At 72.1% G+C, this 25,773-nt stretch carries 20 protein-coding genes and 2 pseudogenes; 9 read left to right on the top strand and 13 right to left on the bottom strand.

All coding sequences use genetic code 11. The features are described 5' to 3' along the window. Positions 1–21 precede the first annotated feature (21 nt). From DRV96_RS13695 to DRV96_RS13685, 3 genes are all read left to right on the top strand, one after another. Positions 22–999: an NADPH:quinone oxidoreductase family protein gene (locus DRV96_RS13695; protein ID WP_119292067.1), complete on the top strand. Its 978-nt coding sequence runs from the start codon at positions 22–24 to the stop codon at positions 997–999. Between the two features lie 143 nt (positions 1,000–1,142). After that, on the top strand, positions 1,143–1,877 hold the full coding sequence (locus tag DRV96_RS13690) for a LuxR C-terminal-related transcriptional regulator (RefSeq protein WP_119292065.1): 735 nt from the start codon (positions 1,143–1,145) through the stop codon (positions 1,875–1,877). Between the two features lie 12 nt (positions 1,878–1,889). Beyond that, positions 1,890–4,142, top strand: coding sequence for a sensor histidine kinase (locus DRV96_RS13685; protein ID WP_119292062.1), 2,253 nt, complete (start codon positions 1,890–1,892; stop codon positions 4,140–4,142). 25 nt (positions 4,143–4,167) lie between these two features. On the opposite strand, the gene DRV96_RS13680 is transcribed toward DRV96_RS13685, so the two are convergent. The 6 genes from DRV96_RS13680 to DRV96_RS13655 all read right to left on the bottom strand — a co-directional run bounded on the left by DRV96_RS13680 (position 4,168) and on the right by DRV96_RS13655 (position 16,390). Beyond that, positions 4,168–5,130: an alpha-E domain-containing protein gene (locus tag DRV96_RS13680; RefSeq protein WP_119292060.1), complete on the bottom strand. Its 963-nt coding sequence runs from the start codon at positions 5,128–5,130 to the stop codon at positions 4,168–4,170. Between the two features lies 1 nt (position 5,131). Continuing rightward, positions 5,132–6,568, bottom strand: coding sequence for a circularly permuted type 2 ATP-grasp protein (locus DRV96_RS13675; protein ID WP_119292058.1), 1,437 nt, complete (start codon positions 6,566–6,568; stop codon positions 5,132–5,134). Positions 6,569–6,595: 27 nt separating this feature from the next. Beyond that, positions 6,596–7,585, bottom strand: a complete 990-nt coding sequence (locus tag DRV96_RS13670) for a transglutaminase family protein (protein WP_419187056.1) — start codon at positions 7,583–7,585, stop codon at positions 6,596–6,598. Positions 7,586–7,601: 16 nt separating this feature from the next. Beyond that, a complete protein-coding gene (locus DRV96_RS13665) occupies positions 7,602–10,211 on the bottom strand; it encodes a circularly permuted type 2 ATP-grasp protein (protein WP_119292056.1) in 2,610 nt (869 codons plus the stop codon). 116 nt (positions 10,212–10,327) lie between these two features. Continuing rightward, positions 10,328–13,876 carry a transglutaminase family protein gene (locus DRV96_RS13660; RefSeq protein WP_119292054.1) on the bottom strand — a complete coding sequence of 1,183 codons (3,549 nt, stop codon included), beginning with the start codon at positions 13,874–13,876 and terminating at the stop codon, positions 10,328–10,330. A 117-nt stretch (positions 13,877–13,993) separates the two neighbouring features. Continuing rightward, positions 13,994–16,390, bottom strand: a complete 2,397-nt coding sequence (locus DRV96_RS13655; protein ID WP_119292052.1) for a DNA internalization-related competence protein ComEC/Rec2 — start codon at positions 16,388–16,390, stop codon at positions 13,994–13,996. A gap of 184 nt (positions 16,391–16,574) precedes the next feature. Here DRV96_RS13655 and DRV96_RS13650 point away from each other — a divergent pair, with 184 nt between their 5' ends. Both DRV96_RS13650 and DRV96_RS13645 read left to right on the top strand, forming a co-directional pair. Next, positions 16,575–17,033: a RidA family protein gene (locus tag DRV96_RS13650; RefSeq protein ID WP_119292050.1), complete on the top strand. Its 459-nt coding sequence runs from the start codon at positions 16,575–16,577 to the stop codon at positions 17,031–17,033. Further along, entirely contained in the window at positions 17,030–17,530 is a 501-nt protein-coding gene (locus tag DRV96_RS13645; protein ID WP_119292048.1) for a disulfide bond formation protein B, read from the top strand. The genes DRV96_RS13650 and DRV96_RS13645 overlap by 4 nt, the downstream gene beginning before the upstream one ends. Here DRV96_RS13645 and DRV96_RS13640 read toward each other — a convergent pair. The 3 genes and pseudogenes from DRV96_RS13640 to DRV96_RS13630 form a co-directional block, all read right to left on the bottom strand. Further along, a complete protein-coding gene (locus tag DRV96_RS13640) occupies positions 17,517–17,906 on the bottom strand; it encodes a 4a-hydroxytetrahydrobiopterin dehydratase (RefSeq protein ID WP_119292046.1) in 390 nt (129 codons plus the stop codon). The two genes, DRV96_RS13645 and DRV96_RS13640, sit on opposite strands and share 14 nt — an antisense overlap. Positions 17,907–17,996: 90 nt before the next feature. After that, complete coding sequence (locus DRV96_RS13635; RefSeq protein ID WP_119292044.1) at positions 17,997–18,323, bottom strand: hypothetical protein; 327 nt, start codon at positions 18,321–18,323, stop codon at positions 17,997–17,999. A gap of 245 nt (positions 18,324–18,568) precedes the next feature. Continuing rightward, positions 18,569–18,754 (bottom strand): annotated as a pseudogene (locus DRV96_RS13630) (IS110 family transposase); the annotation flags it as partial. Between DRV96_RS13630 and DRV96_RS18125 the strand changes: the two are divergent. Then, positions 18,753–18,968, top strand: coding sequence for a hypothetical protein (locus DRV96_RS18125; RefSeq protein ID WP_162911060.1), 216 nt, complete (start codon positions 18,753–18,755; stop codon positions 18,966–18,968). The pseudogene DRV96_RS13630 and the gene DRV96_RS18125 sit on opposite strands and share 2 nt — an antisense overlap. Before the next feature lie 65 nt (positions 18,969–19,033). On the opposite strand, the gene DRV96_RS13625 is transcribed toward DRV96_RS18125, so the two are convergent. The 3 genes from DRV96_RS13625 to DRV96_RS13615 are packed head-to-tail and all read right to left on the bottom strand — an operon-like array spanning position 19,034 to position 21,913. Further along, positions 19,034–20,158 carry a mandelate racemase/muconate lactonizing enzyme family protein gene (locus tag DRV96_RS13625; RefSeq protein WP_119292098.1) on the bottom strand — a complete coding sequence of 375 codons (1,125 nt, stop codon included), beginning with the start codon at positions 20,156–20,158 and terminating at the stop codon, positions 19,034–19,036. Between the two features lie 34 nt (positions 20,159–20,192). After that, positions 20,193–21,173 (bottom strand): Bug family tripartite tricarboxylate transporter substrate binding protein, encoded by a 981-nt coding sequence (locus DRV96_RS13620; RefSeq protein ID WP_119292042.1) that lies wholly within the window; start codon positions 21,171–21,173, stop codon positions 20,193–20,195. An 11-nt stretch (positions 21,174–21,184) separates the two neighbouring features. Next, positions 21,185–21,913 carry a GntR family transcriptional regulator gene (locus DRV96_RS13615; protein ID WP_162911059.1) on the bottom strand — a complete coding sequence of 243 codons (729 nt, stop codon included), beginning with the start codon at positions 21,911–21,913 and terminating at the stop codon, positions 21,185–21,187. 329 nt (positions 21,914–22,242) lie between these two features. On the opposite strand from DRV96_RS13615, the gene DRV96_RS13610 reads away from it, so the two are divergent. From DRV96_RS13610 to DRV96_RS13600, 3 genes and pseudogenes are all read left to right on the top strand, one after another. Then, a complete protein-coding gene (locus DRV96_RS13610) occupies positions 22,243–23,460 on the top strand; it encodes an FAD-dependent oxidoreductase (RefSeq protein WP_235823404.1) in 1,218 nt (405 codons plus the stop codon). A 40-nt stretch (positions 23,461–23,500) separates the two neighbouring features. Continuing rightward, complete coding sequence (locus DRV96_RS13605) at positions 23,501–24,646, top strand: mandelate racemase/muconate lactonizing enzyme family protein (protein WP_119292038.1); 1,146 nt, start codon at positions 23,501–23,503, stop codon at positions 24,644–24,646. A 145-nt stretch (positions 24,647–24,791) separates the two neighbouring features. Then, a pseudogene (locus tag DRV96_RS13600) lies at positions 24,792–24,986 on the top strand (transposase); the annotation flags it as partial. Positions 24,987–25,228: 242 nt separating this feature from the next. On the opposite strand, the gene DRV96_RS13595 reads toward DRV96_RS13600, so the two are convergent. Next, a partial coding sequence (locus DRV96_RS13595) for an IS3 family transposase (protein WP_119292035.1) occupies positions 25,229–25,773 on the bottom strand: 545 nt, incomplete at its 5' end.

Here is a 25,773-nt window from a genome sequence, read left to right as displayed (position 1 = left end):
AGAACACCGAGGAGACCGACGATGAAGGCCTGGCTGTGTGAATCGCTCGACGGCGTCGGCGCGCTGAAGTGGCGCGAGCTGCCGACGCCGCAACCGCAGCCCGGGCAGGTGCGCATCGCGATCCGCGCGGCGAGCCTGAACTTCCCCGACCTGCTCGTCGTCGAGGGCAAGTACCAGTTCAAGCCGCCGCTGCCCTTCGTGCCCGGCAGCGAGTTCGCCGGCCACGTCGAGGCCGTCGGCGACGGCGTCACGAACGTCGCGCCCGGCACCGCCGTCGCGGTGATCGGCAACAGCGGCGGCTTCGCGACGCACGCCTGCGTCGACGCGTCGCAGCTGATCCCGCTGCCACCGGGCTTCGAGGTCGAGCACGGCGCGGCGTTCGCGTTCACGTACGGCACCTCGCACCACGCGTTGCTCGACCGCGCGCAGCTCAAACCCGGTGAGACGGTGCTCGTGCTAGGCGCCGCCGGCGGCGTCGGCACCGCCGCGCTGCAGATCGCCAAGGCGGTGGGCGCACGCGTGATCGCGGCCGCGTCGACCGACGACAAGTGTGCGCGCTGCCGCGAGCTCGGCGCCGACGAAACGATCGCCTACGGCCGCGAGAACCTGCGCGAGCGCGTCAAGGAGATCACTGGCGGCCGCGGCGTCGACGTCGTCTATGACCCGGTCGGCGGCGAGCTGGCCGACCCGGCGTTCCGCTCGCTCGCCTGGCGTGGGCGCTACCTCGTCGTCGGCTTCGCGGCCGGTACGATCCCCGCGCTGCCGTGGAACCTCGCGCTGCTCAAGGGCGCGTCGCTGGTCGGTGTGTTCTGGGGCGACTTCGTGCGACGCGAGCCGCAGGCCTTCGCGCAGGAACTGCGCGAGCTGGCGCAGTGGTATGCGCAAGGCCGCATCCGGCCGGTGATCGACAGCCGCCTGCCGATGTCGGCGCTGCCGCAGGCTTACGCACGCATGGCGGCACGCGACGTGCGCGGCAAGCTGCTGCTCGTCAACGACTGACCGCAGCGGCCGCCAGCGCCGTCGGTCGCGCGCCGCGCACGCTCCGAAGGGGGATGCGTGCGCTAAAGTGCGTCGCGCAGACTGAGCACCCGTCCGTTGGGGCCGCACGACGCGGCGAGACGGGGCTCCGGAGGGGACGCCGCATGGCCGTCAAGGTCCTGATCGTCGAAGACAACCCGGTCGCGCGCGGCTTCCTCGCACGCGTCGTGCGCGAGAGTTTCAGCGACACGATGGCGATCACCGAGGCGGGCGACCTCGAAGCCGCGCGGCACCACGTGCAGCTCGCCGGCGGCGGCGACGGGCTGCACGGCGCCGATCCGTTCAAGCTGATCTTCGTCGACCTCGAGCTGCCCGACGGCAACGGCCTCGACCTGCTGTCGGCGCTGCGCCACTACCCGGCGACCAAGATCGTCACGACGCTGTACTCCGACGACGACCACCTGTTCCCGGCGCTGCAGTGCGGCGCCGACGGCTACCTGCTGAAGGAAGACCGATTCGAGGTGCTCGTCGAGGAACTGCAGAAGATCGTGCGCGGCCAGCCCCCGCTGTCGCCGGCGATCGCGCGCCGGCTGCTGATGCACTTCCGCGCCGGCGCGGCCGACGGCGCGAGCACCGCCGCCGCGGGCCTCACGGTGGCGTCGGGCCCCGTCAGCCGCCCGGTGCCGCTCGAGGCACTGCCCGAGCACGAGCGGCTCACGCCGCGCGAGACCGAGGTGCTGACCTACTTGAGCAAGGGCTTCACGATCAAGGAGATCGCGAGCCTGATGGGCATCAAGTGGTTCACCGTCAACGACCACATCAAGTCGATCTACCGCAAGCTCGACGTCTCCAGCCGCGCCGAAGCCGCCGTGCTCGCGACCAAGCACGGTCTCGTCTGACCCGCCGCGGCGATGGCCGCTCGCCTGCATCCCCCCGCCGCTGCGCCCGAGGCCGTCGCGCCGACGGCTGCCGACGCGCCGCCACGCCGCATCTTGCGCTGGGACGGCCGGCGGTGGCGCCTGCTGGCGCTGATCGCGCTGGCGCTGGCGCTCGCGTTGCTGCTGGTCGCCCGAGCGCTCGGCGACGATGCCTGGGTGGCCGCCGACTGGCGCGCCAGTGAGGATGGCGCGCTCGTGCTGCACGCCGCGGCCGACCCGGCGCTGGCGGCGCGCGCCGGCCAGGCGATCGTCGGGATCGTCGGCCGCGACGGCCGCGTGGTGGCGGTCGATGCGCTGCTGCTGCAGCACGACGTGCGCTGGGTCCCCGACGGCGCGACGCGACAGCGACTGCTCGAGCAGCATCGGCGCTGGCGCGACGCCGTCGCCACCGCAACGGTGACGCTGCAGTTCGCCGACGGCGCCGCGATCGCGACCACGGTCACCGCGCGCGGCGCCGCCGGGCTGGGGCTGGCGTTCTGGTCACTGGGCTTGCTCGCGGTGCTGCTGGCGCTGGCCGGCGCAGCGGCCGCGCTGCGGCGCCCGCTGGCCCGCGGCGTTGCGCTGCGGCTGGCGCCGTACGTCGTGCTCGCGGGGGCGCAGGCGCTGCACCTCGCCGGTCTGGCGGTCGCGAGCGTGCCGGGCCCCGCAACGGCCCTGGGCCTCGGCGCAACGCTCGGCGCCTGGCACACGGCGCTGGACCTGCTCACCGCGGCGGCTGCCGTGCATGCCGCCGCCGTGCATCCCCATCCGCACCGGCACGCCGGTGTCATCGTCGCGGGCGCATGGTTGGTCGCCGGCGTGCTGTCGGCGCTGGCGGCGGCCGGCGCGCTGCCCGGCGCGTGGGCCTGGACGCAGGTGGCGATGCTCGGACTGGGCGTCGCAGCCGTCGCGCTGCTCGGGTCGAGCGCTGCACGCACCCCGCACCCGCTGGCGTCGGTGCTGCAGCGCTTCACCGTGCTGGCCGTCGCGAGCTTCGCGCTGCTGAGCGCGGTCTCGCTGGCGGTTCCGCCCGCCGGCGCGCCCGCAGCCACGCTCGTCAGCGTGGCGGTGCCGGCGTGGCACGCGTTCGTCGCCGTGCTGCTGATCGCGCTGCCGCGGCTGCCCGCGATGCACCCGGCGTGGCGCGAAGCCGCGCTGGTCGCCGTCACGACGACGGTGGCCGTCGCGCTGCACGGCCTGTGCGCCGGCGCGCTCGGTCTGTCGAACGCGGCGGCGCTGGGCACCGCGGTGGTGCTGTCGGTCGGCGCGCTGGCAATCGTGCGACCGTGGGTGAATGCACCGCTGGCCGGGTTGCGCGCGCCCGATGCCGAGCGCCTGCTCGACCACCTGCTCAGCGCCACGCACGACACGCAGCACGACCCGCGTCACGGCGCGGCCGCACTGCGCGCCCTGCTCGCCGAGGTCTTCGAGCCGCGCGAGATCGCCGCCGCACGGCACGCGCCGCGGCGCGCGCGTGTGTTCGGCGCCGGCTCGACGCTGGTCGTGCCGCTGCCGGCGCACGACGGCGACGCTGCGGCGCCGCGGGCCCTCGTGCTGCGCTACGCGCGGCAGGGCCGGCGGCTGTTCACGCGCGACGACGCGCGCCTGGCCGACCGCGCCGTCGAGCAGTTGCGGCGCGCCACGCGCTTCGGCGACGCCGTCGAGCAGGGACGCACCGAAGAGCGCAGCCGACTCGCGCAGGACCTGCACGACGACATCGGCGCGCGCCTGCTGACGCTGATGTACCAGGCGCCGACGCCGCAGATGGAGGACTACCTGCGCCACACGCTGCAGGACCTGAAGACGCTCACGCGCGGGCTCGCCGCGACGAGCCGGCGTCTGGGCGAGGCGGCCGCCGAATGGAAGAGCGACCTCGGCCAGAGGCTCGAGATGGCGCACTGCCAGCTCGCGTGGTCGGTCTCGTACGACTGCGAGCCCGAACTCGGCGTCGCGCAGTGGTCGGCACTGACGCGGCTGCTGCGCGAGCTGGTCACCAATGTGATCGCGCACGCGCACGCGTCGCGCGTCGAGATCGAGCTCAGCGTCGAGCGCGGGCGGCTGACGCTGCTCGTCAGCGACGACGGCGACGGCGGCGACCCGGCGGCCTGGTCACCCGGCCTCGGGCTGGCCAGCGTGCGCAAGCGGGTGCGGCAGCTCGGCGGGCAGATCCAGTGGCGCCAGCTCGCGCCCAGCGGCATCTGCTGCCGCGTCGACGTCCCGCTGCAGACGCTGCAGCCACCCGGCTGACGGCCCGTACGCGGCCGCGCCGCGCTCAGGCCGCTACGGGCACGAGGAAGTCGCGGCTGATGCCGGCGCCCAGGTCGTTGACGCGGTCGAGGAACTGCGTCAGGAAGGCGTGCAGCCCGGTGGCGAGGATCTCGTCGATGCGCCCGTAGCGCAGGTCGGCCTGCAGGCGGCCGGCGCGGCGCAGCGTCTCGTGGCTCTGCGCGTTGGCCACCAGCCGCAGGTTGGTCACGACCTCGTTCATGCACGCGGCCAGCGAACGCGGCATGTCGGCGCGCAGAATCAGCAGCTCGGCGACCTTCTCCGGCCGGATCACGTTGCGGTAGACCTTGCGGTAGACCTCGAAGCCGGAGACCGAACGCAGGATCGCGCTCCAGTGGTAGAAGTCGACCTCCGGACCCTCCTTGCCGTTGGCGCTGCCGAAGAACTCGCTGTCGCGCGCCTGGAACTTCACGTCGAGCAGGCGCGCCGTGTTGTCGGCGCGCTCGAGGAAGGTGCCGATGCGCACGAAGTGCAGCGCCTCGTCCATGAGCATCGTGCCGACCTGCGTGCCGCGGGTCAGGTGCGAGCGGAACTTGACCCATTCGAAGATCGTGCCCGGGTCGCGCTCGAGGCTCGTCGTGCGCAGCAGGCGATTGAACTCGAGCCAGGTCTGGTTCATCGTCTCCCAGACCTCGGTCGTCAGCGTGCCGCGCACCGCACGCGCGTTCTCGCGCGCCGCGCGCAGGCACGAGACGATGCTCGACGGGTTGGCCTCGTCGCTGACCATGAACGTCATCACCGACAGCGGCGTGACCTCGCCGTAACGCTCGCGGAAGCCTCCGGTCAACTCGGAGATGCTCAGCAGCCCACGCCACCCCTGCTCGGCCTTGTCGGCCGACTGCGGCAGCAGCGACATCTGGTAGTTGACGTCGAGCATGCGGGCGGTGTTCTCCGCCCTTTCCATGTAACGCGCCATCCAGAACAGGTGATCGGCCGTGCGCGACAGCATCTCAGTCCTCCAGCACCCAGGTGTCCTTCGTGCCGCCGCCCTGCGACGAGTTGACGACGAGCGAGCCCTCCTTCAGCGCGACGCGCGTCAGCCCGCCGGGCACCATCTGCACGCTCTTGCCCGACAGCACGAACGGGCGCAGGTCGATGTGACGCGGCGCGATGCCCGACTCGACGAAGGTCGGGCAGGTCGACAGGCTCAGCGTCGGCTGCGCGATGTAGTTGGACGGGTTCGCTTCGAGTGCCTGGCGGAACTCGGCGATCTCGGCCGCGGTGGCCGCCGGACCGACGAGCATGCCGTAGCCGCCGGCGCCGTGCACCTCCTTGACGACGAGCTCGCCCAAGTGGCCGAGCACGTACTGCAGGTCCTGCGGCTCGCGGCACAGCCACGTTGGCACGTTCTGCAGGATCGGCTTCTCGCCGAGGTAGAACTCGATCATCTTCGGCACGTACGGGTAGATCGACTTGTCGTCGGCCACGCCGGTGCCGATCGCGTTGCACAGCGCGATGTTGCCCTTGCGATAGACGTCGAGCAGCCCCGCGCAGCCGAGGGCGCTGTCGGGGCGGAACGCCGCCGGGTCGAGGAAGTCGTCGTCGACGCGGCGGTAGATCACGTCGACGCGCTTCGGGCCCTGCGTCGTGCGCATGTAGACGAAGCCGTCGCGCACGAACAGGTCCTGCCCCTCGACGAGCTCGACGCCCATCTGCTGCGCGAGGAACGCGTGCTCGAAGTACGCGCTGTTGTACATGCCCGGCGTCAGCACGACGACGGTCGGCTCGTTGATGCCGGCCGGCGCCACCGCGCGCAGCGTCTCGAGCAGCAGGTCCGGGTAGTGCGCGACCGGCGCGACGCGGTGGCGCGCGAACAGCTCGGGGAACAGCCGCATCATCATCTTGCGGTCCTCGAGCATGTAGCTCACGCCGCTGGGCACGCGCAGGTTGTCCTCGAGCACGTAGTACGTGCCGCTGCCGTCGGCGTTGGCCGCGCGCACGATGTCGATGCCGGCGATGTGCGAATACACGCCGCCGGGCACGTCGACACCCATCATCTCGCGGCGGAACTGCGCGTTGTGGAGCACCTGCTCGGCCGGCACGACGCCGGCCTTGAGGATCTCCTGGCCGTGGTAGACGTCGTGGATGAAGCGGTTGAGCGCCGTCACGCGCTGGCGCAGCCCGCGCTCGAGCTCGCGCCACTCGGCCGCCGGGATGATGCGCGGGATCAGGTCGAACGGGATCAGCCGCTCGGTCCCGGCGCCGTCCTCGTCCTTCGCGCCGTAGACCGCGAACGTGATGCCGACGCGGCGGAAGATCATCTCGGCCTCGGCGCGGCGCGCCATCATCGCGTCGTGCGGCTGGTCGCGCAGCCAGCGCTCGTAGGCGCGGTAGTGGTCGCGCACCGCGCCGTCGGCGGTGTACATCTCGTCGAAACCGGGTCTCATCGCCTGGGGCTCCCTACTTCCCACAGCTCAAGCAACTTGCGTGCCCCACTTTGGCGCGACGGGCGGCGCGGCGTCGTCGGCGACGCGCCGTGTCGTCACGTGCACCGCGAGCTGGTGGGTGCCGCCGCCACGGATTACGCCGCGCAGCGGCGTGACGTCGCCGTAGTCGCGACCGATCGCGACGCGCACGTGATCGCTCGCCGGTAGGCAGGCGTTGGTCGGGTCCAGTTCGAGCCAGTCGCCATCGCCGTCACCGGTGCCGTCACCGGTGCCGTCGCCGCGCGGGCACCACAGCGCGACCCACGCGTGCGACGCATCGGCGCCCACCAGCGGCGCCTGCCCCGGCGGGGGCTGCGTCAGCAGGTAGCCGCTGACGTAGCGCGCCGCCAGGCCGAGCATGCGCAGCGCGCCGATCAGCAGGTGCGCGAAGTCCTGGCACACGCCGCGGCGCGACTGCCACACCGCCTCCAGCGGCGTGTCGACCGTCGTGCTCGCGCTGACGTAGGCGAAGTCGGCGTGCAGACGCTGCATCAGCTCGATCGCCGCCGCCGCCGCGGGGCGCTGCGGCGCGAACGAGCGCAGCGCGTAGGCGCGCAGCGGCTCGAAGCGCGGCACGTACGGCGACGGCACGGCGAACTCGGTGGCCGCCTCGAAGCGGCAGCCGGCGCGGTAGGTCAGGCGCTCGCGCAGCCGCTCCCACGGCGGCGTGTCCTCGGGCGGCATCGCCGCTGGCGGCTCGACACGCACGCGGCTCGCCGCCCGCACACGCAGCTCGCGGTGCGCACCGGCGGCGGTGAAGCTGTGGCGCGTGTTGCCGAAGCGGTCGAGCTCCTCGGTCAGGCGCAGCGGTGGCGGCGTGATGTCGAGCGCGAAGTGCAGCAGCTGCTGCCCGCGGTCCTCGCGCGGGCGCAGGAAGGCCTGGTGATGCGCCCAGTCGACCGGTGCGCTGTAGCGGTAGACCGTCTCGTGCTCGACGTCGAGCACCGCCGGCACGTTCGAGCGCTCGCTCACGCGCACCCCCGCAGGCGCCGCCTCACACCCGGCGCGGCACGTCGGTGCCGGCGTGCGCGAAGTAGTGGCTGCCCAGGTCGTCCGACAGCCGCCGCCCGGCCTGCGCCAGCTGGTGCGCGAGCGCCCGCAGGCGCCAGCGCAGCGCCGCCTCGCTGGCGTCGCCGTGCAGACTGCGCAACTCGTCGATCGACAGCCCGGCGCCTTCGGCGGGCAGCCGCGCGACCCACGCGTCAAGCAGCGCGTCGGGACCCGGCAGCTTGCGCAGCTCGATGCGCAACCGGCGCAGCATGCCGGCGAACGCGCGCGGGTTCGCCTCGTCGAGCACGAGCGTGTCGACCACCGCGAGGAGGTCCTGGTGGCGCTGGTAGCGCGCGCGGTAGGTGATCGTGCTGTCGAACAGCTCGAGCGCGAGCTCGAGCCCGGCTTCGCTGTCGAGCGCGGCGAGGTCGAGCAGCGTCGCGAACGACTGCGCGAGGCCGACGACGCGCTCGATGAAGCGCCCGACCGTCAGCAGCCGCCAGCCGTGGTCGCGCGTCATGCGGTCGCTCTGCGCGCCGGTCACCGCCGCCAGCTGCACCGCGAGCCGGTCGAGCGCCGGCAGCGCGGTGGCCGCGCTCGGCAGCGGCGGCGCGAGCAACGCGTCGACACCGCGCGTGTGCGACGGCGGCGGCGCGAACGCGGCGTGGAAGTCCTCGCCCATCGCCTGCACCAGCCCCCAGTGCTCGGTCGACAGCCGCTCGCGCAGGCTGCCCGCCGCGCGCGCGAGCGCAGCCAGGTTGAAGCCGATGCTGAAGGCACCCGAGGTGTCGGTCAGCGCGGCCAGCACGCTGCGCTCGAACACCGCCGGCGCACGCGCGAGCCCCGGCACCTCGGCCGGCGCCAGCCCGCTGTCGCGCGCGAGCACCGAGACGGCGTCGAGCAGCGCAGGCGGCGCATCGGTGTCGCTGTCGATCAGCGTCAGCGTCGCGCGCGCCAGCCGCACGAGCTGCTCGGTGCGCTCGGTGTAGCGGCCGAGCCAGAACAGGTTCTCCGCGGTGCGGCTGGCCACCGGCCGGCGCCGCGCGAGGATGTCGTCGATGCCCAGCCGCTGCGGCAGCATCGAGAACAGGTCGACCGGCCCGTCGGTCAGCACCCAGGTGTCCATGCTCGTGCCGCCGCGCTGCATCGACACCGTCGTCGGCACGCCGGCGGCCACGCGCGTCATGCCGCCGGGCAGCGCGTGCCAGCGGCCGTGGCCATCGGCGATTGCGTAGACGCGCAGCCCCGCCGGGCGCGTGTGGATCGCCCCGTCGCGCCACAGCGGCGCGCACGAGAACGCGAGCCGGCCCTGCACCGTCCACGCGTCGGGATCGGCCTCGATCGCCTCGATCGTCGGCGCCCCCGACGCCGGCGCGCCGGGGCGGCGCGGGAACGTGTGGCGCACGACCTTGTCGTCGAGCGCGCCGCGCACCGCCTGCCACGCCGCGGGCTCGCCGCACCACCAGGTCGGCAGCGACGGCATCGCGAGCTCCTCCCCGAGCAGCGCACGCGAGATCGCCGGCAGGAAGCCTTGGAGTGCCGGCGTCTCGAGGCACGCGCTGCCCAGCGCGTTGGCGACGACGACGCGCCCGACGCGCACCGCCTGCAGCAGCGCGGGCACGCCCAGCGTCGAGTCGGCGCGGAGCTCGAGCGGGTCGCACCACTGGTCGTCGAGCCGCCGCAGCAGCGCATGCACCGGCTTGAGCCCCTCGACCGTCTTCAGGTAGACGCGGTCGTCGCGCACCGTCAGGTCGCCGCCCTCGACCAGCGGCACGCCGAGGTAACGCGCGAGGTACGCGTGCTCGAAGTACGTCTCGCTGTACGGCCCCGAGGTCAGCAGCGCCAGCCGCGGCGACTCGCCGCCGGCGACCTGCGCCGCCTGCGCCTCGACGGTGTCGAGCAGCCGCCGGTAGCTCGACGCGATGTGCTGCACGCGCAGCTCGCGAAACGCCTCGGGGAACAGCCGCGACACCGTCAGCCGGTTGTGCAGCACGTAGCCGAGCCCCGACGGGTTCTCGCAGCGCTGCGCGACGACCCACCAGTGCCCGTCGGGCCCGCGCGCGAGGTCGAACGCGACGATGTGCAGGAACAGCCCGCCCGGCGGCACGACACCGTGCAGCGGACGCAGGTAGCCTGGGTGGCGGAACAGCAGCGCCGCCGGCAGCAGCGCGTCGTGCAGCAGCCGCTGCGCGCCGTACAGGTCGGCCATCATCGCGTTGAGCAGCCGCGCGCGCTGCACGACGCCGCGCTCGATCACGGCCCAGTCGTCGGGCTCGACGATCAGCGGCAGCACCTCGAGCGGCCACGGCCGCGCCGGCCCGCGCCCGCCGGCGTCGGCGCCGTAGACGTTGTGCGTGATGCCGTCGGCACGGATCTGGCGCGCGAGCTGCGCGGCGCGGGCGTCGAGTTCGGCACGCGCGGCCGTCGGGTCGGCCGGCAGCCAGTCGAAGAAGCGCTCCCAGCTCGCGCGCGGTCGGCCGTGCGCATCGTGCAGCTCGTCGTGCCGCGACGCGCGCGCGGGATCGGCCGCAACCGGCTCGCGCAGCAGCGCCGTCAGGGTCGGCCCACCCGTCGGGGGCGCGGCCTCGGACGTCGATGGACTCAGCGCATTCATGCGGCGTGACGCCGACGCGCGCGTCGGCGCGCCGACAGGACGCGGCCGCAAGGCCCCCACGACGGACGGTGGCCGCTCACGCGTCGGCTCGCTCGGACGGGGTCATCGCACCGACCTTACCCGAGCCGCAGGTCGAGCGTGAACGGGAATTCCCGGCTCGGCTGCGCCGGCGCGACCTTCATCGTGCCCGGCGTGTGGCCGAACCTGAAGAACCGCGCCAGCCGCCGGCTCTCGGCCTCGTAGGCGTTGACCGGGAAGGTGTCATAGTTGCGCCCGCCCGGGTGCGCGACGTGGTAGCGGCAGCCGCCGAGCGAGCGCTGCAGCCAGTTGTCGACGACGTCGAAGGTCAGCGGCGCGTGCACGCCAATCGTCGGGTGCAGCGCCGACGGCGGCTGCCACGCGCGGTAGCGCACGCCGCAGACGAACTCGCCGACGCGCCCGGTGGGCTGCAGCGGCAGCGCGCGGCCGTTGACGGTGACGACGTGGCGGTTGTCGTTCAGCCCGGTGACCTTCACTTCGAGCCGCTCGAGCGAGGAGTCGACGTAGCGCACCGTGCCGCCGATCGCGCCCTCCTCGCCCATCACGTGCCACGGCTCGAGCGCGTGGCGCAGCACCAGCTCGAGGCCGGCCACCGCGACCTCGCCGATCAGCGGGAAGCGGAACTCGAAGTGCGGTGCGAACCACTGCGCGTCGAACGCGAAGCCGGCCTGCGCGAGCTCGGCGAGCACGTCGTCGAAGTCCATCTTGACGAACGTCGGCAGCAAGAAGCGGTCGTGCAGCCCGGTGCCCCAGCGCGTGAGCCGCTGCGCGCCGGCGGTGCGGTACGGCTCGCGCCAGAACCACGCGACGAGTGCGCGCAGCAGCAGCTGCTGCACGAGGCTCATGCGCGCGTGCGGCGGCATCTCGAACGCGCGCAGCTCGAGCAGGCCCAGCCGCCCGCTCGGGCTGTCGGGCGAGTAGAGCTTGTCGATGCAGAACTCGGCGCGGTGCGTGTTGCCGCTGACGTCGATCAGCAGGTTGCGCAGCGTGCGGTCGATCAGCCACGGCGGGACGGGGTACGAGTCCGGGGCCCCTCCCCCGGCCTGGCCGTGCACGCCGAGCTGGCGCTCGATCTCCTGCAGCGCGATCTCGACCTCGTAGACCTGGTCGTCGCGCGCCTCGTCGATGCGCGGGCTCTGGCTCGTCGGCCCGATGAACAGGCCCGAGAACAGGTAGCTCAGGCTCGGGTGGTTGTGCCAGAAGGTCAGCAGGCTCGCGAGCAGGTCGGGCCGGCGCAGGAACGGGCTGTCGGTGGGCGTCGCGCCGCCGAGCACGAAGTGGTTGCCGCCGCCGGTGCCGGTGTGGCGGCCGTCGAGCATGAACTTCTCGGTGCTGAGCCTGGTCTGGTGCGCCGCCTCGTAGAGGAACTCGGTGTGGTCGACGAGCTCGTCCCAGCTCGACGCCGGGTGGATGTTGACCTCGATCACGCCCGGATCGGGCGTGACCTGCAGCATCTTCAGGCGCGGGTCGCGCGGCGGCGGGTAGCCCTCGAGCACGATCTTCATGCCGAGGTCGGCCGCGGTGGCCTCGACGGCGGCGAGCAGCGCGAGGTAGTCCTCGAGGTGGGCCAGCGGCGGCATGAAGACGTAGAGCACGCCGCTCTTGCCGCCGTGCTGCGCCTCGGCCTTCGGGCCGTTCATGCGCTGCGGGTCGCGCACCTCGACGCACAGCGCGGTGCGCACGATCCACGATGCGCTCTCGCCGCGCTGCGGGAACGCGTCGGTGCCGCGCGGGTGCGGCGCCACCGGCGTGTGCGGCCCGGCGGCCACCGGCCAGCCGCCGCCTGGCTCGCCGCCCGCCACGCCCTCGCCGAGCGCCGGCCACGGCTGGCCCTGCAGCGCCACCGCGCCGCCTTCGGCGTAGCCGCGGCCGACCTGGTGCGCGTCGTAGCCGGGGCCGCCGGCCTGCGCGCGCAGCAACGCGGCCCCCGGCAGCGCGCCGCGCGGCGCGAACGGATCGTGCTCCAGGTGGAACGGGTACTCGCTGGCCTTGACCCAGGGCAGCGAGTCGAGCGGCAGGCGGTAGCCCATCGGCGAGTCGCCGGGGATCAGGTACAACCGCTCGTCGCGTACGAACCAGCGGCCGGTGATCCACTTCGGGCCGGAAGTGCCGACCTGCCACTCGCGCTTGAGCGGCAGCACGTAGCCGACGACGTGGGCCAGCCCCTGGTCGAACACGCGGCGCAGCCGCGCGCGCTCGAGCTCGTCGTCGAGCTTGCTGTCGAACGGGTCGACGTTGACCGGCAGCCGGCGCTCGCGCCACAGGTAGTACCAGGTGTCCTCGTAGCCGGGCACGACGTACGTCGGGTCGAGGCCGAGCCGGCGCGTGAGCGTCTCGATGAAGCGCTTCGCATCGGCGTCGGTGTAGTGGTGCGGTTCGCGCTCGTCGGCGAACAGGCTCGGGTCGTGCCAGCACGGCTCGCCGTCGGCGCGCCAGGCCACCGTCAGCGCCCAGCGCGGCAGCTGCTCGCCGGGGTACCACTTGCCCTGGCCGAAGTGCAGGAAGCCGCCGGCGCCGTACTTGGCGCGCAGCTTGTGCACGAGGCCCTGCGCGACGCCGCGCTTCGTGGGCCCGAGCGCGTCGGTGTTCCACTCGGCGCCGTCGCGGTCGTCGACCGAGACGAACGTCGGCTCGCCGCCCATCGTCAGCCGCACGTCCTGCTGCCGCAGGTGGGCGTCGACGTCGTGACCGAGGTTCAGGATCGCCTGCCACTGTTCGTCGGTGTACGGCTTGGTCACGCGCGGCGATTCGAAGATGCGCGTGATCGCCATGTGGTGGCTGAACTCGACCTCGGCCTCGTCGTGCGCGCCGGTGATCGGCGCCGCGCTCGACGGCTCGGGCGTGCACGCGACCGGGATGTGTCCCTCGCCGGCGAGCAGCCCCGAGGTCGGGTCGAGCCCGATCCAGCCGGCGCCGGGCAGGTAGACCTCGCACCAGGCGTGCAGGTCGGTGAAGTCGGCCTCGGCGCCGCTCGGCCCGTCGATGGCCTTGACGTCGGGCTTGAGCTGGATCAGGTAGCCCGAGACGAAGCGCGCCGCGAGCCCGAGGTGGCGCAGCAGCTGCACGAGCAGCCAGCCGGTGTCGCGACACGAGCCGCAGGCCTTCTCGAGCGTCTCCTCGGGCGTCTGCACGCCCGGCTCGAGCCGGACCAGGTACGCGATCTCGCGCTGCAGGCGCCGGTTGAGGTCGACGATGAAGTCCACCGTGCGACGCCGCTCGCGCGACACCGTGTTCAGGAAGGCCTCGAAACGCGGCGTCAGCGGCAGCTTGGCCAGGTACGGCAGCAGGTCGTGCTTCAGCCCGGGCTCGTACTCGAACGGAAAGTGCTCGGCGTCGGGCTCGAGGAAGAAGTCGAACGGGTTGTAGACCGCCATCTCGGCGACGAGATCGACGGTGATCTTCAGCTCGGTCGTCTTGCCGGGGAACACCAGCCGCGCGAGGTAGTTCGCGAACGGGTCCTGCTGCCAGTTGACGAAGTGCTCGGCCGGCTCGACGCGCATCGAGTAGCTGAGGATCGGCGTGCGGCTGTGCGGCGCCGGCCGCAGCCGCACGATCTGCGGCGACAGGCCGACGAGACGGTCGTAGCGGTAGTGCGTGACGTGGTTCAGTGCGACGTGGATGGCCACCCGATCTCTCCCTGTGTCCGCGTGGGCGGCATGCAACTTCCAGACCACGGGCACCGGTTCGGTGCGGTGCGTCGCGCACCGGCGCGGTGCACGGCACGTGCGCGTCGGGCGTCGGAGTCAGAAGCGGTGATGCCAGTATCGCCGGCGGCGCTCGCGCTCGCAGGTCGGTGCGGCCGCGGCCGGCCAGTGCCAGGCCCCGCAGCGGTCGCTGCGCACGACGTCGATGCCGCGCTCGGCGTAGCGCTCGAGCACATCGGCTGCCGGATGACCGAAGCGGTTGGCAAAGCCCGCCTGCACGACGGCCACGCGCGGCGACACCGCATCGAGAAAGTCGGCGCTCGACGACGTGCGGCTGCCGTGATGCGGCACGAGCAGCACGTCGCTGCGCAGCGCGGCGCCGTGCCGCTGCACCAGCGCCGCCTCCTGTGCCGCCTCGATGTCGCCGGCCAGCAGCACGCGGCGCCCGCCCGCGTCGACGACGCGCAGCACGCAGCTCAGCGCGTTGGGCCGCAGCGCCCTGTCGTGGTCCTCGGCCGGGGGATGCAGCACCTCGAACGTGACGCCGTCCCACTGCCAGCGCTGGCCGGCCTCGCAGCGCCGCTGCGGCACTGGCACCGCACGCAGCGGGTGACCGGCCGGCAGCGAACTGTCGATGCGGTCCACCGGAAGCGCCGCGACCACCGCCGCGGCGCCGCCGACGTGGTCGCTGTCGCGGTGGCTGAGCACGAGCGCATCGAGCCGGCGCACGCCGAGCGCGTGCAGCAGCGGCACGAGTACGCGCTGGCCCGCGTCGCTGTCGCGGCTGTACTGCGGCCCGGCGTCGTACAGCAGTGCGTGCCGATGCGTGACGACGAGCACCGCGCTGCCCTGGCCGACGTCGGCGGCGAGCAGGTCGAAGCCGCCGTGCGGGGGGCGTTCGACCGCCGGCCACAGCAGCGGCAACGCCAGCGGCAGTGCGAGCAGGCGCACGCGCGCGGGCAGCGGCGCCACCGCGAGCCAGGCCGCGAGCAGCCCGCCGGCCTGCACCCACCACGGCGCGACGGGCGCGGTCCACACCGCCCACGACCCCGCGGTCAGCGCGGCCAGCAACGCCGTCCACAGGGCCACGGCTGCCGCCGCGGCGTCCCACAGCGGCGGTGCGACGATGCCCGCCAGCGCGAGCGGCGTGACGACCAGCGTGACGAGCGGAATCGCGAGCAGGTTGGCGACGAAGCCCACGAGCGAGACCTGCTGGAACAGCACCAGCGTCAGCGGCGCCAGACCGACGGTGGCGACGGCCTGCGTGCGCAGCGCACCGTGCACGGTGCGCGCCGCGCGCGCGGGCCACGACGGCGCGGACTGCGTGGCCGCCGCGCGGCGCGCCGGCTCGGAGCCGATCAGCAGCGCGACGGCGACGAACGACAGCCAGAAGCCCGGCTCCAGCAAGGCCCACGGATCGGCCACGCTGACGGCCACGGCCGCCGCCAGCAGCACGAGCGGCCACGGCCAGTTCAACCCCAGGCTCGCGACGGCCGCAGCAGCCGCCAGCATCCACACGGTGCGCTGCGCCGGCACGCCCCAGCCGGCGAACACGGCATACGCGGCGGCGGCCAGCACGCCGCCCCAGCGCGCGGCGGCGGGCGCCGGCAGCCACAGCGGCAGCAGCGCGCTGCGCCGCCACGCCCAGCCGGTCAGGCCGCCGGCCGCCCATGCGAACATCGTCACGTGCAAGCCGCTGATCGCGACCAGATGGGCGGTTCCCGACGCACGGAACAGATCCCAGTCGCTGCGCTCGATCGCGCTCTGGTCGCCGACCGCGAGCCCGGCGAGCACGCCGGCCGCGCCGGGGTCGGCCACGCGCGCCGCGATCGCGTCGCGCACGCGCTGGCGCGCGCGCTCGACCGGGTGCGCCGCGTCGACCGCGAGCAGCCGCGGCGCTGCGATGCCGGCCGCCGCGCGCACGTAGCCGCTGGCGCGGATGCCGCGCTCGAACAGCCACAGCTCGTGGTCGAAGCCATGCGGGTTGCGGTGCCCGTGCGGCGGCCGCAGCCGCGCGGTCAGGCGCCAGCGCTGGCCGGCCTGCACATCCAGCGGCGGCCCGGCCAGCAGCGCGGCGTCGTGCCAGCCCCGGTACCAGCCGAGCGACACGCGCCGCGGCACCGCGACCGGCTCCCCGCGCCAGCGCGCCTCCTCGACCTCGAACGTGAAGCGCACGCCGCCGCTGATCTGCCGCGGCAGGCTCGCGACGGTGCCGACGAGTTCGACGTCGGCCCCGTCGAGCGCGGGCGGCAGCGCCTCGGCGAGGCGCCATGCGGCGCGCGCCTCGACCAGGCCGAACGCCGCGGCGGCCACGAGCAGCAGGCACGGGACCGCGTGCCGTCGCAGCAGGATCGCCGCACCCAGACACGCGAGGCCGAACGGCAGCGCCCACCCGGCAGGACACACCTCGGCGCGCGCGAGCTGCGCGCCGGTGCCGGCCAGCCAGGCCACGCCCAGCCCGAGCAGCCGAAAGCCGGCGAAACTGCGATCGCGCATGCGCCGACGCTAGGCCGCCGGTGCGCGCGCCACCCATCCATCCGAAGTGGGGAGCGGCGCCACCTCGGGGGTGCCGCCGCCTCGGCCGCGCCGCCGCGACCGACCGGCATCGGCCGCCGCGGCGCCGCGCCACGGTGCCGCGTGTACGATGCGTGCCCCGCATCGCCCGTCGAGAGACACCGCCATGTCCGTCCACGCCCGCCTGCAGTCGCTGGGCATCACGCTGCCGCCGGTGGCGGTGCCCGCCGCCGCCTACGTGCCGTTCGTGCGAAGCGGCGACCTCGTGTTCCTGTCGGGCCACATCGCGAAGAAGGACGGCAAGCCGTGGGTCGGCCAGCTCGGGCTGACGATGACGACCGACGAAGGCAAGGCCGCCGCGCGTGCGGTGGCGATCGACCTGCTGGGCACGCTGGCGGCCGCCGTCGACGGCGACCTCGAACGCGTCGTGCGCATCGTCAAGGTACTCAGCCTCGTCAACAGCACGCCGACCTACATTGAGCAGCACCTCGTGACCAACGGCTGCTCCGAGCTGATCGGCCAGGTCTTCGGCGACGCCGGCGCGCACGCGCGCAGCGCGTTCGGCGTCGCGCAGCTGCCGCTTGGGGCCTGCGTCGAGATCGAGCTGATCGCGCAGGTGCGGTGAGCGCCGCGACGCGCACGTTCGCGGCCGGGGCGCTGCTCGCCACCGGCGCCGTGGCGGCCGCGCTCGTCAGCCAGCACGTCTACGACATGCAGCCGTGCCCGTGGTGCGTGCTGCAGCGGCTGATCTTCGTCGCGATCGCGGCGGCGTGCGGGCTCGGGCTGCTGTGGCGAGGTGCGGCGGGCCGCATCGTCGCAGCGACGCTGGCGCTCGCGCTCGCGCTGTCGGGCGTGGCCGCCGCGCTGTACCAGAACCGGGTCGCGGCGAAAACCGAGTCGTGCGCGTTCACGTTCCCCGAGCGCTTCATCGCGGCGCTGCGGCTCGACGCCTGGCTGCCCGACGTGTTCCAGGCGCGCGCGAGCTGCATCGACGCCGCCGTCGACCTGTGGGGCGTGCCGTACGAGTTCTACAGCCTCGCGCTGTACGCGGCGATCGCGGTGGGCGCGCTCGCGCTGCTGCGGGCGCCGAACCGTCGGGCCCCGGCGCTCAGTCGTACTTGAGGTACTTGAAGCGCGGGTCGTCGGGGGTGCCCTCGAGCGCCGAGCCGGGCTGCGCACCCGGCCGCCACATGATGACCTCCTCGATCTTGCGCGCGAGCTCGAAGTCCTTGTCGGTCACGCCCTTGGCGGCGTGGTTCATCAGCTTGACGTTGACGAACGCGTACGACACCGTCAGGTCGGGGTGGTGCCAGGCCGCCTCGGCGAGGTGGCCGATCGCGTTGACGACCATCAGCGTGCCCTTCCAGCCGCTGGTGCGGTACTTGCGCCGGATCCAGCCGTCCTCGTAGGTCCAGGTCGGCAGCTCGTCGGCGAGCCGCGCGGCGATCTCCTCGGCGGTGTAGACCTCGTCGGGCGTCTTCTTGCGCCACTGTGCCATGCCAGTGCTCCGTAGCCTCGGGGGACCCGAGTATCTGGCGGCAGCCGACTCCCTCGTCGCGGTGCGGTCACGGTCGCGCGCACGACGCGATCAGCCCGTCAGACGCTCGATCTGCCTGAAGCCCTCGACCTTGCGCCCTTTGCGTGCACGCCGCCCGACATAGGCTGCAAGGGCCGCGGCGCGCAGCACCGCGTCCTTCGCCTTATCCCCACGGCCGCGGCCGTGCAGTGTCAGCGCATCACCAAGCGTCGTCACCGATAGCAGCGGCGTCTTCGCATCGACGTCCATCAGCGTCAGTCCGCGCCCGCCGTTGGGCTGCAGCTTCAGCTCGTCGAGGCCGAAGACGAGCAGCCGCCCGTCGGCCGCGACGCACGCCACCTTGTCGTGCGTCGGGGCGACGACGGCCGGCGCCAGCACGCTCTCGCCCGCCTCGACGCTCAGGAACGCCTTGCCGCCGCGCTGGCGCGCTGGCGCGCGCGCAGGTCGCCCGCGCGCGCGAGCAGCCCGCAGCCGCCGCTGCCGGCCAGCAGCAGCGTCGTGTCGGCGGCACCGGCGAAGTAGTGCACCGGCTGCGTGCCCGCCTCGAGGTCGATCAGCGTCGTGATCGGCTGCCCGTCGCCGCGCCCGCCGGGCAGGTTCGCCACCGCGACACCGTAGGCGCGCCCGTGACTCACCAGCCAAGCCGCCAGCGCTTCCAAGTCCGCCGTCATCGCCCCGACCTCGCGCACCGGATCGCAGCCGGCAGCCTCGGCCAACTGTCGCGGCACCGCCACCCAGTGGCTGGACGCCCCGATGTCGATGCCCGCGGCGTTGGGGAGCACCTCGTCTTCTCGCTTGCGCATTGCCATGCCGTACCTCACCATCGTCGATGAACGGCAGCGCCATGCAAGGCGTCGATCACGACTCGATCTCTTAAACGGGATGCGGCTCTCGCCGCTCACCACTGTCGCCGACGACCTGCGGACCATGCTCAGAGACGGGCTCGCACCACGGCGTCCGACAACGCCGCAGGCTCGCACCAATGACGTATCGGTCATCTCCGCGCTGCCGTTCGCCTTGTAGCGCAGCAGCACCATCGTTTCTTCGCGAACGCCGGGCGCGGGCATGGGCCTGGGATGCTCAGAGCTTCACTGTGCCTGAAGAAAGCGTGCAAGCCGACGCAGATCCGGCTCGACACCAAGCCCCGGTTGCGTCGCAAGGGTGACCCAGCCGTCATTCACATCGACTGGGCACACCTCGTCGCGCAGCGGATTCGGATTGACGTCGACCTCGGCGAAGCCGCCTTCACCCATGGCCGCGCGCAAGTGCAAAGACGCCGCAAGACCGATGCCGCCGCCCAGCCAGTGCGGGCAGAAGGTGACCCCGAGGTCCTGTGCCTGTTCGGCGATCTCGCGGCCAATGGAGATGCCACCCCACTTGGCAACGTCGGGTTGCACGAAGGACAGGTAACCGGCTGACAGCACGTCTCGGAAAGCCGCTCGGCCACGCAAGTTCTCTCCCGCCGCCAGCGGCACGCCGCATCGTCGCGCCAGGGCCAGCCAGTCGGCCGCCGGCTCATCGGCAGCTATCGGCTCTTCGACCCAGTATGGATTGAAAGGTGCCAGCCCATCGACTTGCCGCGCCGCATCGTCTGGCTCCCAGGCCTGGTTGGCATCCACCATGACGGTCGCGTTCATCCCCAGCGTGGCGCGGATCTCGGCAAAGTTCCGCTGATCCACCTGCGGGCCGAAGCCGACCTTGAACTTGAACGCCGTGTGCCCACATCGGCGCGCACAGGATGCCAATTCGCCGACCTGCTCGGGCCCGATCCCGCTCGCGTAGACGCGGACGCGTCCTGTGGCCCCGGGGCGCGCCAGCAGCCGCCACAGCGGCTGGCCCGCGCGACGTGCCGCCATGTCCCACAGGGCCTGGTCGATGGCGCTGATGATCTGGCCAAAGGGGCCGGGTTCGCCGCACTGGAGCGCGAGGCGCCGGGTCTGCTGCTCAAGCGCCGCCCACAGCTGCGCAGGCTCATCGCTGTCGCGACCAGCCAGCAGCGGCCGAAACACGCTGTGTATGAGACGGGCGCGATGCTCGGCACCGACCTGGGGAAAGTTGCAGAAGACCTCCCCCCAGCCCCACGCACCGTCCGTCGCGCTGACGCGCAGGAAAAGCGCCGGCCGGCTGTCCATGACCCCGAAGGAGGTCACCACGGGTTGCGGCACCGGAACCCGCAAAACCCAGCACTCGAGCCTGTCGATGCGCACCGGCATCGTCTCCTTCGGCAAGCCGTGCACGCCGTGCCCGTCAGCCCGTCGTGATGTTGGCCTCCTTGATCACGCGCTCGTACTTCGCCCGCTCGCCTGCGATGAACGCGCCGAACTCGCCGGCCGGAAGGAACGCGCTTGTCAAGCCCTGGCTGGCCAGCTGCGCGGCCATCGCAGGCAGCCTCAGGGCGTCAGACAACTCGGCCTGCATGCGCTCGACGATCGGCGGCGGCGTGCCCTTGGGCGCCATCATGCCGAACCATTGCAGAACGTCGAATGAGCGGAACGGATCCTGCCGTGCCAGCGGGGCCAGCTCAGGCACGCCGGGCACAGGCGCCGCAGACGACAGCCCCAGCCCGTGCATGCGGGCGGCTCGGACATGCGGCAATGCTGTCGACAGCCCGACCAGGGCGAGGTCGACGTGGCCTCCCAGCACGTCGGTGGTGACCGCGGCGATACCCTTGTAGGGCACCTGGGTGAACCGGATGCCCGCCGCACGCTGCAGCAACTCGCCCGCAATGTGTTGCAGGGTGCCACTGCCGGGGTGGCCGAACGTGAGCTTGTCCGGGCTGGCCTTTGCGGCCGCCACGACCTCGGCCACCGAGCCCAGCCTGGAGGCCAGGGACGACACCAGCGCGAAAGGCAGTGTCGTCAGCCGGCACACGGGAACCAGATCGACCTCGGGGTCGTAGGTCATGTTCTTGTACAGCCACTGGTTGATGGCAATCTCGCTCGAAACGCAAAAGAGAAAGGTGTAGCCATCGGCTGGTGCGCGGGCCACGGCCGTCGCGCCGATCATTCCGGCCGCGCCGGTGCGGTTGTCGACCACGATCTGCTGGCCAAGCCGCGGGCCGACGATGGCCGCCAGTGCGCGCGCCAGCGGGTCGGCACCGCCACCTGCCGCATAGGGATAGACCCAGGTGACGGGCTTGCTGGGCCAGGACTGCGCCCGGGCCAGCCAGGGCGCTGCACAGGCGGCCGCACCGGCAGCGGCGGATTTCAATGCACGACGTCGATCCATGGGGGTCTCCTTCAGTCGGTCAAGAGGTTCATGTCAAGCCTGACGACACGCGACGGGTACAGCACGACAGCCGCGTAGGTCACCACACCGTCGCGGTCCACGATCGTGCGGCGCACTTCTGCCACTGCGGCGCCGGGCTCGATGCGCAGGTGCCGGGCTTCGTCGACCTCGGCGACGCGGATCGTCAGCTGCTGGCGGGCGGCCACACCCTTGAGAGCACCCTGCTCGCTCATGATGGACAGCACCGGCAAGCGTTCGTACTGCCGGGCCGCCTGGCGGTAGAGGCGTTCGTCCAGCGCCAAGTCGATCAGGCAGTACGGGCTGTCGCCCACATGGTGCAGCCGGCGCATGCGCACATACGACGCCGACGCGCGCTCGTCCACGCCGATCGGCACCTCCGGCAGCGAGGCGCCACGGCGCAGGTTCAACACGCGGGGCTGCACCGTTTTGAGCGTCTCGATCAACTGCTTGAGCGTGACCGGCAGGGACACCCAGCGCAACCGGGTGAGGTCGCGAACCACGGTCGTGCCGACGCCCCTCTGGCGCCGCACGATGCCGTCGACCTCCAGCAGCGCCAACGACTGACGGATGGTCACCACCGAAGCCGAGAATTCCTCGGCCAGCTCGGGAATGGCCGGCAGCTTGTCGCCGACCTGCCAGCGGCCTGCTTCCAACCTGCCCAGCAGCAGCTTGTGGATCTGCTGGTACAGCGGGGCCCCAGCATCACGGGGTGTTGTCATCGGGGTGCGCGAGTCCCGCCGCATGGGGGCTCGGACGCGGCCGCCAGCCCTGGGGACGGCGTGCTCGTTCGGCAACTCGGCGGCTGGGCGGGACATTGCGGCGTGGCTTCGAGGATTGCTTAACATTCTAACGATAGCATGTTATGGAACCAAGGCCATGTTGCAGGACCGCATCAGGAGTTTCCCGTGAAGACTTCCGCCGCCGACAACCCGTCGAACCTGCCCCAGGACCACCGAGCCATCACGCAGCTTGACACCGACATCCTGGTCGTCGGGGGGGCGCTGCCGGCGTGGCGGCATCGGTCACGGCGGCGCGTCGTGGCCACCGGGTGCTGCTCGTCGAGCGCTACGGCTTCTGCGGTGGCGGCGCCGTGGCCGGGCTGTCGGGCACCATCTGTGGCCTGTACGCGGCACATGAGCGCGAGGACGCCGCGCCGGAAAAGCTCGTTCACGGCTTAGTCGACGAGTTCATCGAGCGAATGGAAGGCCTCGGCGGCCTGGGGCCGCCGGTGCGCTACGGCCAGACCTTTACTCGGGTGCACGACCCCCTCGCGTGGCGACAGGTGGCCGACGGCCTGCTGGCCGACGCCGGCGTCGAGGTGCTGCTGCACGCGCTGGTGACCGACGTCTGGCACCAGGGCGAGTGTCTGGAAGGTGCAAGGCTCTACACCAAGCAGGGCAAGGTCGATGTCCGTGCCCGGTTCGTGATCGACGCGAGCGGCGACGCCGATGTCGTTGCCATGGCGGGGCTGGACACGAGGTTCGGGGACGAGCGCAAGGTCCAGAACCCGACGATGATGTTCAGGATGATGGGCGTCGACGTCGCGCGCTTCCTGGCCGCCCACGGGCCCGACTCGATCCTTGGCGCCGACATTGCGGACCTGATCGGTGCGGACGACGGCCACCCCGATCCTCTGCCGCGGCGCGAAATCTTCCTGTTTCCGACGCCGCGGCAAGGCGAGTTGCTGTGCAATGCGACACGTGTCGTCGGTCGCGACGGCCGGGAGCGGTCGCCGCTGTCGGCGCGCGATCTCACCGAGGCCGAGCAGGAGGGCCGCCGCCAGGTCCAGGCCTATGCCCGGTTCATACGCCGGCACCTGAGCGGCTGCGAGAACGCGGTGGTCAACGACACGGGGGTTCAGGTCGGCATCCGGCAGTCGCGCCAGATCAGGGGCGTGGCCACGCTCACCAATGCGGACGTTGCAGGTGCCGTCAAGAACGCATGCGGCATCGCCCGATCGCCGTGGCCCATCGAGCTGCACTCGGGCGCCAGGCCCAAGCTGGTGTGGACCCACGACGACTTCTACGAGATCCCCTACGAATGCTTCGTCCCGGTGGTCGGCGAGCGGCTGCTGGTTGCCGGGCGTTGCCTGTCGGCCGAGCACGAGGCCATGGCCTCGGCGCGCCTGACGGAGCAATGTTTTCCCTATGGCCAGGCCATCGGGCTCGCGGCATCCTTGAGCCTGGAGGAGAACACACCCGCCCGCGCCCTGTCCGGGCGGGAGATCCGGCAACAGCTCAACCGCCTGGGCGCGCAGCTGGGCTGATTGGCGCTGCCCCCGAAGCCAACGCAGAACCCACACGCGCATGCCGCCAGTGGCACCGTTCCCAGATGAGGGCCGGCATGGCACGGTCAGCGCCGTGCGCACACGGGTCGTCGTCCGCCGCAGCGAGCGGCCCGCGTGGAATCCACGCACGCTTTGGAACGAAAAGCGTGTGGTGCTGGTCGAGCTGCTGCTGGACAGCGGACTTCGCGGCATCGGCGAGGCCTACTGCGACGGCGGCACCACCGACGCCGTCGTTGCCATCATCGAGCGCGACCTCGCCCCACGCGTGATCGGCCGCTGCCCGCTGTCGATCCGCCAGCTCTGGCACGAATGGGTCGAGGGCACGGTGGTCGCATGCCGCGGCGGAACCGCCTTTGCGGCCATCAGCGCGCTGGACACCGCGCTGTGGGATCTGGCCGGACGGGTCCTGAACCTGCCCGTGTACCGGCTGCTGGGCGGCGCCCGCCATCGCGTGCCCGTGTACGCCAGTGGCGGCCTGTACGGTCCGGACAAGTCGCCTGACGACCTCGCGGCCGAGATGCTCGGCTACGTCAGGCAGGGCTTCACGGCGGTGAAGATGAAGATCGGCGGGTTGCCGATCGCCCAAGACGTTGACCGCGTGCGGGCCGTGCGCGAAGCCATCGGCCCGGGCGTGCGTCTGATGGTCGATGCCTTGTACACCTACACGGCCCACGAGGCACTGCGGATGTCGCGGCAGCTGGAGCGGTTCGACATCCACTTCCTCGAAGCGCCCGTCCTGCCGGGCGACCTGGAGGGACTCCGTCAGCTGTGCGCGCGCGGCGCGGTGCCCATCGCCGGCAACGAGTTCGCTTACGGCATGGACCAGTTCCGCGAGCTGGTGCTGGCCGGTGTGCATGTCGTTCACGCCGACGTCATCCTGTGCGGTGGCATCAGCGCCGCGCTGCGGGTGGCCGACCTGGCCGATGCGTTCCACCGCAGCGTGTCGTTCCACGCCGCGTCGTCGCTGGTGTGCCTGGTGGCCAATGCCCACGTTGCCGCGGCCACGGCGAACGCGGAATCGGTGGAGTACCACATGGTCCACCAACTGCTGTTCGACGAAGTGGCTGCACTGCCGTTCGAGCGGGTCGGTGGCGAGCTGGTGCTGGCCGATCGGCCCGGCCTGGGCGTGGACCTGGATTTCGACGCCACGCCAGCGGCCGGGTGACGGCAGCCAGGGACAGCTGGGGGCAGCCGGGCCACGCCTCAGTGCCCGCGACAAGAGCCTTGCGCAGGGTTCGCGGGAGTGAGCTGCCCGCCGTTTTTCGTCTTCCAAGGGTCGATGGCTGACATTGAGACCTAAAGGACGAGAAGTGAAGAAGATACTGAAGCAGGAGTACACGGCCGAGTTCAAGGAACAGGCCGTCAAGCACGCCCAGTCGATGGGCATCGTGGTGGCAGCCAAGGAGCTGGGCTTGGTCGAGCAGACGCTGCGCAACTGGGTGAAGGCGTCAGCTGCCGGCAAGCTGACGGCACCTGGTACCAAGCCGGCGATGTCCCAAAGTCTGTTGAACGCGTGAGCTGAGGTGGCGGCTCCTTCGACCCGCATGCGAGAGCATGCGGGTTGCCTCGCAAGCAACCGAAGGAGCCACCGAGATGAACCGCACCGGGTTTCGAGGAGGCCTGTTGGCTTGAGTCAGACCCGGCTGGTCTGACGGTCAAGTTGGCTGCTTGGGCTTTTGGATTCTCTGTCTTCCAGCCCCCCGCAGGGGCCGCCGGAGGCCTCCCGGTTGGGCCATGTACTCATGGTTCAACCCTCCTGCAGGGCTACCTCTTTGGCAGCCGTCGTTGTCGATGAGGCCTGCGCCTGCTGGCGCCAGTAGTTCGCCTCGGCCTCGGCCGGCGGGATGTAGCCGATGGGCTCCAGCAGCCGCTGGTTGTTGAACCACGACACCCACTCCAGCGTGGCCAGCTCGACCGCCTCGCGCGTCTTCCGCGGCCCGCGTCGGTGGATGATCTCGGCCTTGTACAGCCCGTTGATGGTCTCGGCCAACGCGTTGTCGTAGCTGTCGCCGGTGCTGCCTACAGAAGGCTCGATGCCGGCCTCGGCCAGCCGCTCGCTGTAGCGGATCGAGACGTACTGCGAGCCGCGGTCGCTGTGGTGGGTCAGCCCGCCGTGACGCCAGGGCTGGCGCGCGTACAGCGCCTGCTCCAGCGCATCGAGCACAAAGTCGGTCTGCATCGAACTGCTGACCCGCCAGCCCACGATGTAGCGCGCGAACACGTCGATGATGAAGGCCACGTACACGAAGCCCTGCCAGGTCGAGACGTAGGTGAAGTCCGCCACCCACAGCT

Source organism: Azohydromonas sediminis (assembly GCF_003574675.1).
In the GTDB taxonomy this organism is placed as follows: domain Bacteria; phylum Pseudomonadota; class Gammaproteobacteria; order Burkholderiales; family Burkholderiaceae_C; genus Calidifontimicrobium; species Calidifontimicrobium sediminis.
Note: the sequence above shows the minus strand (reverse complement) of the source record. Positions and strands in the feature narration are given on the sequence as shown.

Bases quoted from the DNA above. Each gene is read 5' to 3' on its own strand.
- DRV96_RS13695 (WP_119292067.1), top strand. From the start codon at position 22: ATGAAGGCCTGGCTGTGTGAATCGCTCGACGGCGTCGGCGCGCTGAAG.
- DRV96_RS13690 (WP_119292065.1), top strand. From the start codon at position 1,143: ATGGCCGTCAAGGTCCTGATCGTCGAAGACAACCCGGTCGCGCGCGGC.
- DRV96_RS13685 (WP_119292062.1), top strand. From the start codon at position 1,890: ATGGCCGCTCGCCTGCATCCCCCCGCCGCTGCGCCCGAGGCCGTCGCG.
- DRV96_RS13680 (WP_119292060.1), bottom strand. From the start codon at position 5,130: ATGCTGTCGCGCACGGCCGATCACCTGTTCTGGATGGCGCGTTACATG.
- DRV96_RS13675 (WP_119292058.1), bottom strand. From the start codon at position 6,568: ATGAGACCCGGTTTCGACGAGATGTACACCGCCGACGGCGCGGTGCGC.
- DRV96_RS13665 (WP_119292056.1), bottom strand. From the start codon at position 10,211: ATGAATGCGCTGAGTCCATCGACGTCCGAGGCCGCGCCCCCGACGGGT.
- DRV96_RS13655 (WP_119292052.1), bottom strand. From the start codon at position 16,390: ATGCGCGATCGCAGTTTCGCCGGCTTTCGGCTGCTCGGGCTGGGCGTG.
- DRV96_RS13650 (WP_119292050.1), top strand. From the start codon at position 16,575: ATGTCCGTCCACGCCCGCCTGCAGTCGCTGGGCATCACGCTGCCGCCG.
- DRV96_RS13640 (WP_119292046.1), bottom strand. From the start codon at position 17,906: ATGGCACAGTGGCGCAAGAAGACGCCCGACGAGGTCTACACCGCCGAG.
- DRV96_RS18125 (WP_162911060.1), top strand. From the start codon at position 18,753: ATGCCGTACCTCACCATCGTCGATGAACGGCAGCGCCATGCAAGGCGT.
- DRV96_RS13625 (WP_119292098.1), bottom strand. From the start codon at position 20,158: ATGCCGGTGCGCATCGACAGGCTCGAGTGCTGGGTTTTGCGGGTTCCG.
- DRV96_RS13620 (WP_119292042.1), bottom strand. From the start codon at position 21,173: ATGGATCGACGTCGTGCATTGAAATCCGCCGCTGCCGGTGCGGCCGCC.
- DRV96_RS13615 (WP_162911059.1), bottom strand. From the start codon at position 21,913: ATGACAACACCCCGTGATGCTGGGGCCCCGCTGTACCAGCAGATCCAC.
- DRV96_RS13605 (WP_119292038.1), top strand. From the start codon at position 23,501: ATGCCGCCAGTGGCACCGTTCCCAGATGAGGGCCGGCATGGCACGGTC.